Origin of the sequence: Nocardia aurantiaca, from assembly GCF_009708175.1 — a bacterium.
Taxonomy (GTDB): domain Bacteria; phylum Actinomycetota; class Actinomycetes; order Mycobacteriales; family Mycobacteriaceae; genus Nocardia; species Nocardia aurantiaca.
In genome coordinates this window covers 15,084-27,946 of the sequence record NZ_WMBB01000015.1, presented here as the reverse complement: position 1 = coordinate 27,946, position 12,863 = coordinate 15,084, and the positions used below count along the sequence as shown (strand labels likewise).

Sequence of the window (12,863 nt, the reverse complement as noted above, 5' to 3'; positions counted from 1 at the left end):
GCCCAGATGAATTCCCCGCGACGCCGTGGGCGACGGGTTTACGTCATGGTGTGCGTTTCCGATCGGAGAGACCGTGCATGAAGATGTAGCAACCAGGAATATGGGGTGCGCCCTCGGCAGCGAACTTCGCTTGATACTCCGAGGGCGACATCCCTACCAGTTCGGTGAATTTGCGGCTGAACGAACCGAGACTGCGGTAGCCCACGAGCATGCAGGCCTCGGTCACGGTCACGTTGGTGGCGCGCAACAGATCCTGCGCCCGCTCGATCCTGCGCTCGGCGAGATACACCGCCGGGGTCTTGCCGTAGGTCGCGGCGAAACATCGCAGGAAGTGATACTTCGACACCCCTGCTGCCGCCGCCAAACCGTCCAGGTCCAGCGGCTGCGCGTAATGCCGGTCGGCCAGATCCCGCGCTCGCCGCAGATGCGGCAGCAGCCCCGCCGGAACCGGCCGGGCAGTCATGAGAACGGCCGCAGCTTGTCGAAACGCATGGAGGCGCGGCCGGCTCCCCGCCACAGTCGGGCGGTCAGATCCACGTCCTCGTCGGTGACCAGATTGCCCATCACCCGCACGGCCGTGCGCTGCAGAAGCTTCGACCGCATGACCGGCGGACCGCCCAGCGGCACCGCGCGCGGATGGGTGGCCAGCGCCGCCAGCCGCCGCGCCACCGAATAGGTGCGGCCGTAGCGCTCCCGCAACATGTCCGGCCAGATGCGGGTCAGATCGGGCTGGTCGAGGATCCCGGCGAGCATGTGCCCGCCTTCCAGGCCGTAGTCGATACCCTCGCCATTGAGCGGATTCACGCAGCCGGCGGCATCGCCGACCAGCACCCAGTTGCGCCCGGCCACATTCGACACCGCACCGCCCATGGGCAGCAGCGACGATGCCACCGCCCGCGCCTCGCCCTCGAATTCCCATTCCGGGCGGCGTTCCGAAACATAGTGCTGCAGAAGCGGTTTCAACGCGATATGGGAGGGCCGTCTTTCGGTGGCCAGCGAGCCGACGCCAATGTTCACCTCGCCGTTGCCGAGCGGGAAAACCCAGCCGTAGCCGGGAATCAATTCCCCGTTCGCATCCCGCAATTCGAGATGTGAGGTGATCCACTCGTCGTCACTGCGCTCGGACTTGATGTAGGCCCGCGCCGCGGTCCCGTACGCGTACTGGCGATGCCAGGTGCGGCCCAGCAGCTTTCCGACGGGGGAGCGCACACCGTCGGCCACGATGAGGATGTCGCACGACACCGCCCGCAGTCCGGCGTCGGTCTTGATGGTCACCCCGGTGACCCGGTCGCCCTCGCGGGCCACCTCCACCACCTTGGCCCCGTCCACCATCCGCGCCCCCGACTTGACCGCGGTCTCGCGCAGCTTGTCGTCGAGTTCGGTTCGCGGAACCGCACTTCCATAGGTCGGGAACGACCCGTCCGGCCAGGGCAGCAGCGCCTCCCGCCCGAACCCCGCCATGCGCAGCCCGCGATTGACCGTGTGCGCCCGCACCCAATCGCCCAGCCCGAGAAGCTCGAGTTCGGCGGTCGCGCGCGGCGTCAGCCCGTCACCGCAGGTCTTGTCCCGGGGAAACACCGCCGAGTCGGTCAGCAGCACATCGCGTCCCGCGCGTGCCGCCCAGGTGGCAGCCGCGGACCCGGCCGGACCCGCGCCGACCACCACAACCTCGGCATGCGCCGGCAGAACATCCGACGATTTCCCCTGCTCGGGCGCGACTTCCGGTGAACCCATGCGATCAATACTCGCAGCACATCACGAACACCGTCGACGCGGATCACCTTCAACGCGGATCACGCTCGGTGCGGATCGTCTTGGGCGTGGATCGTCTTGGGCGTGGATCTCGCCCGGTACGGATCGCCTCGGAGCGGATCCCATTCACCGTGGATCGCCTTCACCGCCGCCCCGCCGAGCCGGGAATCCTCAAAGCTCCGCGGCCGTCTCGATTCTCGACTGCGCTCCGCCTCCCCGCGCTTGGAGCGGGCGAGCGCACGGCTCCACAGACCCGCGCCTGGGAGGAGCGGAGGCGGAAAAATCGAGACCGCGGCTCATAAGACCTGCGCCGTGGCCGCGAACCCGCCCGGAGCGAAGCGGAGGGCAATTAGACACAGCAGTGTTTCGTGCGTCGCACTACGGTGGTGTCCATAGGGGGTGATCGGTCCACACGCTAGGTTCTTTGGCGTGGGGTCGGACGCGGCACTGGGAGATGAAATGAGCGCATCAGCTGTGAGCGATGAGAGCACCGTCGTCGCGGGGGTGGATCTCGGCGATCCCGAGCTCGCGGCGACCGTGCGCACGGGCCTGATCGAGGTCGAGGACTTGCTGATCACCGAGCTGTCCGACGGCGAGGAGTTCCTGCAGGAGGCGGCCCTGCACCTGGCCAAGGCCGGCGGCAAGCGGTTCCGCCCGTTGTTCACCATCCTCACCGGTCAGCTGGGCCCGGACCCGACCAGCCCCGACCTGGTCGTCGCCGGCACCGTGGTGGAACTCGTGCACCTGGCCACCCTTTACCACGACGACGTCATGGACGAGGCCTCCATGCGCCGCGGCGCGCCCAGCGTGAATTCGCGCTGGGGCAACAGCGTCGCCATTCTCGCCGGTGACTACCTTTTCGCGCACGCCTCCCGCCTGGTCTCCACTCTCGGCCCGGACGCGGTCCGCATCATTGCCGAGACCTTCGCCGAACTGGTCACCGGTCAGATGCGCGAGACCATCGGCGCCCGCCAGTCGCAGGACCCGGTCGAGCACTACCTGCGCGTGGTGTGGGAGAAGACCGGCTCGCTCATCGCCGCCGCGGGCCGCTTCGGCGGCACCTTCTCCGGCGCCGACCGTGATCACGTGGAACGGCTGGCCCGCCTCGGCGACGCGGTCGGCACCGCCTTCCAGATCGCCGACGACATCATCGACATCTCCTCGGTGTCCGAGCAGTCGGGCAAGACCCCCGGCACCGACCTGCGCGAGGGCGTCCACACCCTGCCCGTCCTCTACGCCCTGCGCGACGAGGGCGCCGAGGGCGACCGCCTGCGCACGTTGCTGGCCCGCCCGCTGGAGACCGATGCCGAGGTCGACGAGGCCCTGTACCTGCTGTCCCGGTCGCGCGGTCTGGTGCTGGCCAAGGAGAAGCTGCACGGCTATGCCGATATCGCCCACGCCGAACTCGCCGCTCTTCCCGGTGGCCCCGCCAACGAGGCCCTGGAACACCTGGTTCGCTACACGATCGAACGCGTCGGCTGATGGAATGCGCGGCCGCGCCGCGCACCCCATCCGAAACTGATCAGTCGAACAACTGGGAACTCCAACCCGCCGCTCCGTCGTTGACCTGGTGCAAGCCCGGCAATCGAGATAAGCCGATCATGGTTCGCGGCCGTCTCGATTCTGGACTGCGCTCGCCTCCCCGCGCGTGGAGCGGGTGAGCGAAGCGGAGGAGGGAAGAACCGAGATCTCGGGGCCGCGAACCCGCCCGGAGCGAAGCGGAGGGCAAATATGCACAGGTACGCGAATGGGTTGAAGACGTTCGGCCTGCTGGTAGGCATGTCGGCTCTGATCGTGTTCGCCGGGGCGCTGTTCCGCAATCCGACGATCCTGATCCTGTCGATCCTGCTGGCCGTCGGCATGAATGCCTACGCCTACTTCAACAGCGACAAGCTGGCGCTCAAGGCCATGCACGCGCAGCCGGTCACGGAGCTGGAAGCGCCCGCCATGTACCGGATCGTGCGCGAATTGGCCACGGCCGCACGCCAGCCCATGCCGCGGCTCTACATCAGCCCGACCAACGCGCCGAATGCCTTTGCCACCGGTCGTAATCCGCGCAATGCCGCGGTCTGCTGCACCACCGGCATCCTGCAGATCCTGGACGAGCGGGAGCTGCGCGCGGTGCTGGGGCACGAACTCTCGCACGTCTACAACCGCGACATCCTGATCTCCTCGGTCGCGGGCGCGCTCGCCTCGGTCATCTCCGGGCTGGCGAACCTGGCCTTCTTCGCCGGCGCCTTCGGCGGCAGCCGCGACGGCGAGGGGCCCAATATCATTGGCATCCTGCTGGTTTCGCTGCTGGGCCCGATCGCGGCCACGCTCATCAAACTAGCCGTCTCCCGCTCCCGCGAATACCAGGCCGACCAGGACGGCGCGGAACTCACCGGCGACCCGCTGGCCCTCGCCTCGGCCCTGCGCAAGCTCGAACGCGGCACCCAGGCCGCCCCGCTGCCCCCCGAACCGCAACTGACGGCTCAATCGCACCTGATGATCGCCAACCCCTTCCGCAATGGCGACCGCATGGCGCGCTGGTTCTCCACCCACCCTCCGATGGCGGAGCGTATCGCCCGCCTCGAGGAGTTGGCAGGCGGCCGGCGGCGCTACTGAATGGGGGTCCGGGGGCACGGCCCCCGGTTCCCCTTCTCGTAGGGGCGAAGCCCCCGCCGTACGCTTTTAGCGGTAGTTCACGAACTGCAGGGCGATGTCGAAGTCGCCACCCTTCAACAGCGAGATGACCGCCTGCAGATCGTCGCGGCTCTTGCTGGTGACGCGCAGCTCCTCGCCTTGAATCTGCGCCTTGACGCTCTTGGGGCCCTCGTCGCGGATCTTCTTGGCGATCTTCTTCGCATTCTCCGAGGAGATGCCCTGGACGAGGGTTCCTGTGATCTTGTACACCTTGCCGGAGGCCTGCGGATCACCCGCGTCCAACGCCTTGAGCGAGATGTCGCGGCGAATCAGCTTCTCCTTGAACACGTCCAGGGCCGCCTTGACGCGGTCCTCGGACTCGGCGCTGAGGATGATCTTGTCCTCGCCCGACCATTCGATGCTCGCTCCGGTGCCGCGGAAGTCGTAGCGCTGGCTCAGCTCCTTGGCGGCCTGGTTGAGGGCGTTGTCCACCTCCTGGCGATCGATCTTGCTGACGACATCGAACGACGAATCCGCCACACTCTTCTCCTGTCCGAGATCGGATATTCGGGATCTTCCACGCCGACGCTAGCCGCTCCGGCATGCCTGTATCCAGCCGGTTTGCATTCTGGGCGTGGGTTCGTTGTATTCTGCTGGAGCGCTGCAAGGCGTACCCCGGCGGATTGCCCGAGCGGCCAAAGGGAGCTGACTGTAAATCAGCCGCGTAATGCTTCGGAGGTTCAAATCCTTCATCCGCCACCAGAGAGCCCTGTGGACCAGAGTCCACGGGGCTCTGTGCGTTTGGCCTGGGCTCCGGCGGGTTCGAGGCGCTGAAGGTCTCGGCGCTTCCCGCCTCTGCTCCTCTGGGGGGGCAGGTCCATGGAGCCGTTCGCTCCTCCGCTCCGAGGCGGAGTTCTCTCGAGCCGCAGTCCAGAACGAGCGCTCCGACTCCCTGCTTGCGCCGCGAACCTTGATCGTGTTCAAAACCTGCTCTGACCACACGGTTTGGATAGTCGGTGAGGTTGTGTGTAATCTCGTTCGAGTCATCAGCGCCCCGGCCGAGACCGGAGCGAGGTAGACATGCCCCCTTAGCTCAGTCGGCAGAGCGTTTCCATGGTAAGGAAAAGGTCAACGGTTCGATTCCGTTAGGGGGCTCGCCGGATTGCCGGTGGTGACCGACTCGGCACTCCCCAGAGAATGACCGGGCCGCCACTACGCCAATCCCGCTATCAAGGCGGTGTAGCTCAGGCGGTAGAGCAAACGACTCATAATCGTTGTGTCGCCGGTTCGAGTCCGGCCATCGCTACATACTGATTACCGACATCAGGCTGACCGGAAAGAAGGCAAATCGTGGCCGCGAAGTCCACTGATATCCGGCCAAAGATTACCTTGGCCTGCGAGCAGTGCAAGCACCGCAACTACATCACCAAGAAGAACCGGCGTAACGACCCGGACCGTCTCGAGCTGAAGAAGTTCTGCCCGAACTGCGGTACCCACCGGGCGCACCGAGAGTCTCGCTAACTTAACCCCGCGCGAACTACCCGCGTGGATGACAGTGCCGGATCGGCAGGTCACTTCGTCTCTTGAAAAGAGACAGTGGCCCCGGTCCGGCATTTGGCGTATATAGCGATGGTTCAGCGCTCTCGCCCGATCCCGTTCCGGGGTCAGATAGGGACTTCCTGCCGTGACGATCAACTCCGAGATTGACACCGAGGCCGACATGGTCGATTCCAGCGAGGTTTTCGACCCCGCCGCACACGCCGCCGCCATGGTCGGCCACCACTACCGCGTCGACGACTACTACGAGGTCGGCCGTGAGAAGGTGCGGGAGTACGCCCGCGCGGTGCAGGACTATCACCCGGTCCACTGGGACGAGGAGATCGCCCGGAGCTACGGTCACGATGGGTTGGTCGCCCCCCTCACCTTCATTTCGCTGGTCGGAATCCTGGCTCAGCGCAGGCTTTTCGAGCAGATCGTCACCGGCTACGACCTGAGCCAGATCATGCAGACCGATCAGATCCTGGAGTTCCATCGGCCCATCAAGGCCGGCGACCGACTGTCCTGCATCGTCTACCTGCACTCGTTCCGCCAGGCATTCGGTGGCGACATCATCGTCACCCGCAACGACGTGGTCGCACAGAACGACGAGCTGGTTCTCACCACGTACACCACTCTCATCGGCCGCAGCGGCGGTGACATCGATCCCAATATCGGTCAGGCCGTGCGCAATGTGCTCATGCACGGCGTGGGCCCGGAGGAGCTTCCCGAGCAGCACCACCTGCGCACCGTCGACGTGCCGCCGCCCCCGCCGCCGGTCCGGGTCGAGGCCGCCGGCGCCGTGGTGGCGAGCAAGCACTGCATCCGCTTCGCGGATGTGACCGCCGGCGCCGAACTGCCTCCGCGCGTCGTTCGTCTCACCCGCGGCGACCTGGTGAACTACGCCGGCGTCTCGGGCGACGCCAACCCGATCCACTGGAGCGATGATGTCGTGAAGCTGGTGGGCCTGGAAAACGTTGTGGCGCACGGCATGCTGACCATGGGCCTGGGCGGCGGCTTCGTCACCTCCTGGCTCGGCGATCCGGGTGCGGTCAAGGAGTACAACGTCCGATTCACCAGTCCGGTCTACGTGCCGGTCGACCGCCCCGCGGAGATCGAGTACACCGGCAAGGTCAAGTCCGTCGACCCCGAGACGCGCACCGCTGTCATCGCCATCGTGGCGAAGTCCGAGGGCCGCAAGATCTTCGGCCGCGCCACCGCAACGGTCCAGCTGGCCTGACCGTCGACCCGACGTACGCTGCGACACCCCGATTAGCGGTCGCCACGCGGGGTGCCGTACACTCGGGAATCTGGGGTTACCAGCCGATGCGCGCTGCTCCGAGGAGCGGCGCGCGTGTTTGTGAAAACCCGTAGTACAACTGAAGAGAACAGTGGTTGGACTCAAACCCCCGTCCAGCCGAAGGGGCGTAGCTCAACTGGCAGAGCAGCGGTCTCCAAAACCGCAGGTTGCAGGTTCAAGTCCTGTCGCCCCTGCCCTGGATGCCGACGTAGAGAGGATCGACGTGAGCGAGCGAAGCGGGCGAGCCATAGGCATAGCGCGCATCGTGCATGCTCATGACGAGCGAAGCGAGGAGTGAGCGTGAGCGACGAGCGGGACACTCGCCACGGAGATGGCGACGACACCGCCGCGGTGGCTCGGCCGAGCGGCAAGCGGTCCGCTCGGCGTGCCCGCGCCGCGTCGTCGAGCGCCGTCGCGACGATCGAACGACCGTCGGACTCGGCCAAGGCAGCCACCAAGCAGTCCGGCAAAGAAAAGAAGGCCGGAAAAGGCGGTTCGGGCAATCCGATCAAGAGTCTGGCGAAGTTCCTCAAGGAAGTCATCGCGGAACTTCGCAAGGTCATCTGGCCCAACCGCAAGCAGATGGTCACCTATACGAGCGTTGTTCTGGTGTTCGTGATTTTCATCGTCGCGTACATCAGCGGGTTGGATCTGGCATTCATCAAGGGTGTCAACTGGCTCTTCGGCTAGGCGGCACGATGACCGCGTCTGACCGTCGCGGCCGGTGACCGGCCCCCCGGGCAGAGGCGGGGAGCGGGACCATCCGCCGGGCTTATCGCCCCGGCGCGCAGAGGATTACGTGACGACTAAGGAAGCGAGTGCCCCAGTGAGCACCCCGGAGAACGGCACAACCGAGGAATTCCCGGTGGATGACGCGGTGACCGAAGAGACCACCGTCGAGGACGCTGAGGGCTTCGCCGACGAGGCCGAGGGCTTTGCCGCTGACGCGGAGACCGACGCCGAGGAAGACGAGGCCGCGCGGCCCGCCGCCGAGCTCTCCGATGAGCCCGCCGACCCGGTCGCCGAGATGACCGCCGCGCTCCGACGCGCGCCCGGTGACTGGTACGTCGTCCACTCCTACGCCGGTTACGAGAACAAGGTGAAGACCAATCTCGAGACCCGCGTGCAGAACCTCGGTCTCGAGGACTACATCTTCCAGGTCGAGGTGCCGACCGAAGAGGTCACCGAGATCAAGAACGGCCAGAAGAAGAACGTCAACCGCAAGGTGCTGCCGGGCTACATCCTGGTCCGCATGGAGCTGAACGACGAGTCCTGGGGCGCGGTGCGCAACACCCCCGGTGTCACCGGTTTCGTCGGCGCCACCTCGCGTCCCTCGCCGCTCACTATTCCCGAAGTGGTGAAGTTCCTGGTGCCGGCCGCGCAGCAGAAGAAGGCCGCCCCGGCGGCCGCCGCTTCCGCCGCCGCGGCCACCGGCGGCGAGGCCCCGTCCGCGAAGCCGGCCATCGAGGTCGACTTCGAGGTCGGCGAGTCGGTCACCGTCATGGACGGCCCCTTCGCCACCCTCCCGGCCAGCATTTCCGAGGTCAACGCCGAGCAGCAGAAGCTCAAGGTGCTGGTCTCGATCTTCGGCCGTGAGACTCCGGTCGAGCTGGCCTTCACGCAGGTCGCCAAGATTTAAGTGCGTCAGGGCGGTGGCCCGGCCCTTACAGGCCGGTGTCACCGCCTTTTTCGCGTTCGCATAGACTTGACGGGTTGTGCCTCGGGCGTCCGCGCTCGGGCGCACGGTCCGGAGAAGGCTTACGGGAATCCGTAAGGAACCTAACCCAAGGAAGAAAGATGCCCCCGAAGAAGAAGAAGGTCGCTGGGCTCATCAAGCTCCAGATCCAGGCCGGCCAGGCCAACCCGGCTCCGCCGGTCGGTCCGGCGCTGGGTCAGCACGGCGTCAACATCATGGAGTTCTGCAAGGCGTACAACGCGGCGACCGAGTCGCAGCGTGGCAACGTCATCCCGGTCGAGATCACGGTCTACGAAGACCGCTCGTTCGACTTCAAGCTGAAGACGCCGCCGGCCGCGCGTCTGCTGCTGAAGGCCGCGGGTGTGCAGAAGGGCTCCGCCGAGCCGCACCGCACCAAGGTCGCGCAGGTCACCATGGACCAGATCCGTGAGATCGCCAAGACCAAGCAGGAAGACCTGAACGCCAACGACATCGACGCCGCGGCGAAGATCATCGCTGGTACCGCCCGCTCGATGGGTATCACCATCGCGGAGTAGGGCTCTCCGCGGCGGGCGCGTCAGACCCGGAGGAGCCGCTTCGCCTCTCCGCGTTTGCCTGCGTAACCACGCAAGGCCCGCGATCGCCGCAATTGGATACAGAGCTCTCGTGGAAGGGACCGCCTGTCCCGCACCACTTCTGACTTAGACAAGGACAGAGAATCATGGCAAAACGAAGCAAGGCTTATCTCGAGGCGGCCGCCAAGGTCGACCGCTCGGCTCTCTACGCTCCGCTGGCCGCCGCTCGGCTCGCCAAGGAGACCTCCACCACCAAGACCGACGCCACCGTCGAGGTCGCTGTCCGTCTCGGTGTGGACCCGCGCAAGGCCGACCAGATGGTCCGCGGCACCGTCAACCTGCCGCACGGTACCGGTAAGACCGCCCGCGTCATCGTGTTCGCCGTCGGTGACAAGGCCGCCGAGGCCGAGGCCGCCGGTGCGGACGCCGTGGGCGCCGAGGACCTGATCGAGCGCATCCAGGGCGGCTGGCTGGACTTCGACGCCGCCATCGCCACCCCGGACCAGATGGCCAAGGTCGGTCGTATCGCGCGTGTCCTGGGCCCGCGTGGTCTGATGCCGAACCCCAAGACCGGCACCGTCACCCCCGATGTGACCAAGGCTGTTCAGGACATCAAGGGCGGCAAGATCAACTTCCGCGTCGACAAGCAGGCCAACCTGCACTTCGTGATCGGCAAGGCCTCCTTCGACGAGAAGAAGCTGGCCGAGAACTACGGTGCCGCGCTCGACGAGATCCTGCGTGTCAAGCCCTCCACCGCGAAGGGCCGCTACGTCAAGAAGGTGACGTTCTCGACCAACACCGGACCGGGCATCCCGGTGGATCCGAACCGCACCCGCAACTTCGCCGAGGAAGACTGATTCCCGACGCGGTAGCGCGTAGCAACGCATGAAGCCCGAAGGGCCGGTACGAAATTCGTACCGGCCCTTCGACTGTTCAGCGCCGGTCGACGTATCCTTACCAGGGGCTCGAAGTAAGGAGAGGTCATGGACGCGGTTGCGCGGCTGACATCGAAGGGGCAGCTAACGGTGCCGAAGGCGATCCGTGATGCGCTCGACCTGCATGTCGGCGACAACGTGCTCTTCCGGGTTGAGGGGCAGGTTGTCGTGTTGGCCCGAACCCCGGATCTGCTCGAGCTGGCCGGTAGCGTGCCCGTGCCGCCGCAGGTGCGCGGGAAGTCCTGGGAAGAGATTCGCGATGCCGCGTGGGCGGCGCAGTGGCGAGAAGGTGAACCGTGACGGTCTTCCTCGACACGAACATCCTGATCCGCCACCTCACGCAGGATCCGCCGGATATGGGCAGGCGGGCGACAGCCTTTCTCGCGCAATCTGATTCGTTGCACCTTGCGGATCTGATCCTGGCCGAGACAATCTACGTGTTGCAGAGCGTCTATCGGGTCGAGAGACCTCGACTCGCGGCGCTGGCGCGCGTCCTGGTCAGCTCCCGGAACATCGTTACCGACGATCCGGCTCTGCTCATCAGGGCGATCGACGTGTACGAGCATTATCGGCTGTCCTTCGCCGACGCCTATCTGGTCGCCCTCGCCGAAGCTGTACCGGAATCGAGCATCGTGTCTTTCGACAAGGGAATCAGCAAGGTCGAGACGGTGAATCGAATCGAGCCCGCCACCTAGTACCGCCAAGATGGCAACGCATGAAGCCCGAAGGGCCGGTACGAAATTCGTACCGGCCCTTCGCTGTGTTCGTCAGAGGTCGCGGAGGTTGCAGAGGCCGCTGCCGGGGTTCAGGGAGCACAGGAACCCTCCGATCAGCGCTGGCAGCGGGTTGACGAAGATGGTCGAACCGGTTTGGAGCAGGGAGGAGCCGCCGTCTACCAGGGAAGAGCCCGTGCCCCGCGGCGGCAGTGGGACATCGGCGTTCGCCGGAGCGGCGGCGCCCGCTAGTGCGATGGAAAGTGTCACGGCGGCAAGGGTTTTGGTGAGCAGCCGACTCATGGGGTTACCTCCAGGGCTGGGATGCGTAGGAACCTACCGAGCCGCTCACCATTTTGAAATGCCCAAGTTTCATAGTCTTGCGCCCGAGGGGGCCGACCCCGTTTTGGCGGATGGATGCGTGTCCGCTATATTGGACGACGGTCATCGACGTGCTCCTCGGAGATTCGGCCGATGATCACCCCCAATCGTTCTACCGAAGACCGTTGGTTGCTGCCCTCGGGCAGTCGAAGGTCCGGCGATATTGCCGGCGGCCCACGCAGGGAGAGCCGAGGTAAGGGAAACTGGCGAGCTCAGCTCGCATCGTGTTTCTTGTGCGCCCCGGGACCACCTTGCGTCCGGGGCGTTTGCTTTGTCGCCGGCCCCTGTGGCGGAACTCGGTAGTTCATTCGAGAACCGACCATCCAGAGAGGAGGCGAAGTATGGCAAAGCCTGAGAAGGTCACCGCGGTCGCGGAGATCGCTGAGCAGTTCAAGTCGTCCACCGCGACTGTCGTCACGGAATACCGTGGCCTGTCCGTCGGCAAGATCACTGAGCTGCGTCGTGCCCTCGGCGCGAACGCTACCTACTCCGTCGCCAAGAACACCCTGGTCAAGCGCGCTGCCGCCGAGGCGGGCGTGGAAGGCCTGGATGACTTGTTCGTCGGTCCGACCGCTATCACCTTCATCAAGGGTGAACCGGTCGACGCCGCGAAGGCGCTCAAGGCGTTCGCCAAGGACAACAAGGCGCTCATCATCAAGGGCGGCTACATGGACGGCACCGCGCTGTCCGTGTCCGAGGTCGAGCGCATTGCCGACCTGGAGTCGCGCGAGGTGCTGCTGGCCAAGCTGGCCGGCGCCATGAAGGGCAACCTGTCGAAGGCTGCCGGGCTGTTCGCCGCCCCGGCCTCGCAGATCGCCCGCCTGGCCGCGGCCCTCGAGGAGAAGAAGCGCGCCGAGGGTGGCGCCGCCGAAGCTCCGGCCGCGGACGCCGAATAAGTCACTACCCCAAACCTCTTCGTCCCCGTTCACGCGGTGACGGAACTACCGAAAGGAAATATCAATGGCCAACGTTGATGAGCTGCTCGAGACCTTCGCCGGCATGACCCTGCTGGAGCTGTCCGAGTTCGTGAAGGCGTTCGAGGACAAGTTCGAGGTCACCGCCGCTGCTCCGGTCGCCGTCGCCGCGGTCGCCGGTGGCGCTGCCCCGGCCGAGGCCGCCGAGGAGCAGGACGAGTTCGACGTCATCCTCGAGGGTGCCGGCGACAAGAAGATCCAGGTCATCAAGGTCGTCCGTGAGATCGTCTCCGGCCTGGGCCTGAAGGAAGCCAAGGACCTGGTCGAGGGCGCCCCGAAGCCGATCCTCGAGAAGGTCGCCAAGGAGGCCGCCGAGGCCGCCAAGGCGAAGCTGGAAGAGGCCGGCGCCAAGGTCTCCGTCAAGTAAGACGGGATTGTGTCGGGGCAAGCCCCCGAC

16 protein-coding genes and 4 tRNA genes are annotated in these 12,863 nt (G+C 65.8%); 16 read left to right on the top strand and 4 right to left on the bottom strand.

Features of this window, described 5'->3' with window-relative positions; genetic code table 11:
• Positions 1–43: 43 nt before the first annotated feature.
• Positions 44–463: a helix-turn-helix transcriptional regulator gene (locus GLP40_RS27510; protein WP_154790927.1), complete on the bottom strand. Its 420-nt coding sequence runs from the start codon at positions 461–463 to the stop codon at positions 44–46.
• Positions 460–1,734: a geranylgeranyl reductase family protein gene (locus GLP40_RS27505; protein WP_154790926.1), complete on the bottom strand. Its 1,275-nt coding sequence runs from the start codon at positions 1,732–1,734 to the stop codon at positions 460–462. The genes GLP40_RS27510 and GLP40_RS27505 overlap by 4 nt, the downstream gene beginning before the upstream one ends.
• A 477-nt stretch (positions 1,735–2,211) precedes the next feature.
• Here GLP40_RS27505 and GLP40_RS27500 point away from each other — a divergent pair, with 477 nt between their 5' ends.
• Together GLP40_RS27500 and htpX are read left to right on the top strand one after the other, a co-directional pair.
• On the top strand, positions 2,212–3,234 hold the full coding sequence (locus GLP40_RS27500) for a polyprenyl synthetase family protein (protein WP_154790925.1): 1,023 nt from the start codon (positions 2,212–2,214) through the stop codon (positions 3,232–3,234).
• Between the two features lie 249 nt (positions 3,235–3,483).
• Positions 3,484–4,359: a zinc metalloprotease HtpX gene (gene htpX / locus GLP40_RS27495; protein ID WP_154790924.1), complete on the top strand. Its 876-nt coding sequence runs from the start codon at positions 3,484–3,486 to the stop codon at positions 4,357–4,359.
• A gap of 66 nt (positions 4,360–4,425) precedes the next feature.
• Here htpX and GLP40_RS27490 read toward each other — a convergent pair whose 3' ends face one another.
• Positions 4,426–4,917, bottom strand: coding sequence for a YajQ family cyclic di-GMP-binding protein (locus GLP40_RS27490; RefSeq protein ID WP_328290734.1), 492 nt, complete (start codon positions 4,915–4,917; stop codon positions 4,426–4,428).
• A 137-nt stretch (positions 4,918–5,054) separates the two neighbouring features.
• On the opposite strand from GLP40_RS27490, the gene GLP40_RS27485 reads away from it, so the two are divergent.
• From GLP40_RS27485 to GLP40_RS27430, 12 genes are all read left to right on the top strand, one after another.
• Positions 5,055–5,139: transfer RNA gene (locus GLP40_RS27485), tRNA-Tyr, on the top strand.
• 320 nt (positions 5,140–5,459) lie between these two features.
• A tRNA-Thr gene (locus GLP40_RS27480) sits at positions 5,460–5,532 on the top strand.
• A gap of 78 nt (positions 5,533–5,610) precedes the next feature.
• A tRNA-Met gene (locus GLP40_RS27475) sits at positions 5,611–5,683 on the top strand.
• Between the two features lie 44 nt (positions 5,684–5,727).
• On the top strand, positions 5,728–5,898 hold the full coding sequence (rpmG, locus tag GLP40_RS27470) for a 50S ribosomal protein L33 (RefSeq protein WP_029925945.1): 171 nt from the start codon (positions 5,728–5,730) through the stop codon (positions 5,896–5,898).
• 199 nt (positions 5,899–6,097) lie between these two features.
• Positions 6,098–7,153 (top strand): fused (3R)-hydroxyacyl-ACP dehydratase subunits HadA/HadB, encoded by a 1,056-nt coding sequence (locus GLP40_RS27465; protein WP_154791056.1) that lies wholly within the window; start codon positions 6,098–6,100, stop codon positions 7,151–7,153.
• Positions 7,154–7,334: 181 nt separating this feature from the next.
• Positions 7,335–7,407, top strand: a tRNA-Trp gene (locus tag GLP40_RS27460).
• 106 nt (positions 7,408–7,513) lie between these two features.
• Positions 7,514–7,903 (top strand): preprotein translocase subunit SecE, encoded by a 390-nt coding sequence (gene secE, locus GLP40_RS27455; protein WP_328290733.1) that lies wholly within the window; start codon positions 7,514–7,516, stop codon positions 7,901–7,903.
• 136 nt (positions 7,904–8,039) lie between these two features.
• Positions 8,040–8,852, top strand: coding sequence for a transcription termination/antitermination protein NusG (gene nusG / locus GLP40_RS27450; protein ID WP_328290732.1), 813 nt, complete (start codon positions 8,040–8,042; stop codon positions 8,850–8,852).
• A gap of 158 nt (positions 8,853–9,010) precedes the next feature.
• Positions 9,011–9,445: a 50S ribosomal protein L11 gene (rplK, locus tag GLP40_RS27445; RefSeq protein ID WP_040862031.1), complete on the top strand. Its 435-nt coding sequence runs from the start codon at positions 9,011–9,013 to the stop codon at positions 9,443–9,445.
• 164 nt (positions 9,446–9,609) lie between these two features.
• A complete protein-coding gene (gene rplA / locus GLP40_RS27440) occupies positions 9,610–10,320 on the top strand; it encodes a 50S ribosomal protein L1 (RefSeq protein ID WP_154790923.1) in 711 nt (236 codons plus the stop codon).
• Positions 10,321–10,446: 126 nt separating this feature from the next.
• Entirely contained in the window at positions 10,447–10,698 is a 252-nt protein-coding gene (locus GLP40_RS27435) for an AbrB/MazE/SpoVT family DNA-binding domain-containing protein (protein WP_154790922.1), read from the top strand.
• Positions 10,695–11,093, top strand: a complete 399-nt coding sequence (locus GLP40_RS27430; RefSeq protein WP_328290731.1) for a PIN domain-containing protein — start codon at positions 10,695–10,697, stop codon at positions 11,091–11,093. The genes GLP40_RS27435 and GLP40_RS27430 overlap by 4 nt, the downstream gene beginning before the upstream one ends.
• Before the next feature lie 72 nt (positions 11,094–11,165).
• Here GLP40_RS27430 and GLP40_RS27425 read toward each other — a convergent pair whose 3' ends face one another.
• Positions 11,166–11,414, bottom strand: a complete 249-nt coding sequence (locus GLP40_RS27425; RefSeq protein WP_154790921.1) for a hypothetical protein — start codon at positions 11,412–11,414, stop codon at positions 11,166–11,168.
• Between the two features lie 419 nt (positions 11,415–11,833).
• Between GLP40_RS27425 and rplJ the strand changes: the two genes are divergently transcribed.
• Both rplJ and rplL read left to right on the top strand, forming a co-directional pair.
• On the top strand, positions 11,834–12,388 hold the full coding sequence (gene rplJ / locus GLP40_RS27420) for a 50S ribosomal protein L10 (RefSeq protein ID WP_154790920.1): 555 nt from the start codon (positions 11,834–11,836) through the stop codon (positions 12,386–12,388).
• Between the two features lie 64 nt (positions 12,389–12,452).
• Complete coding sequence (rplL, locus tag GLP40_RS27415; protein WP_154790919.1) at positions 12,453–12,833, top strand: 50S ribosomal protein L7/L12; 381 nt, start codon at positions 12,453–12,455, stop codon at positions 12,831–12,833.
• Positions 12,834–12,863: the final 30 nt, after the last annotated feature.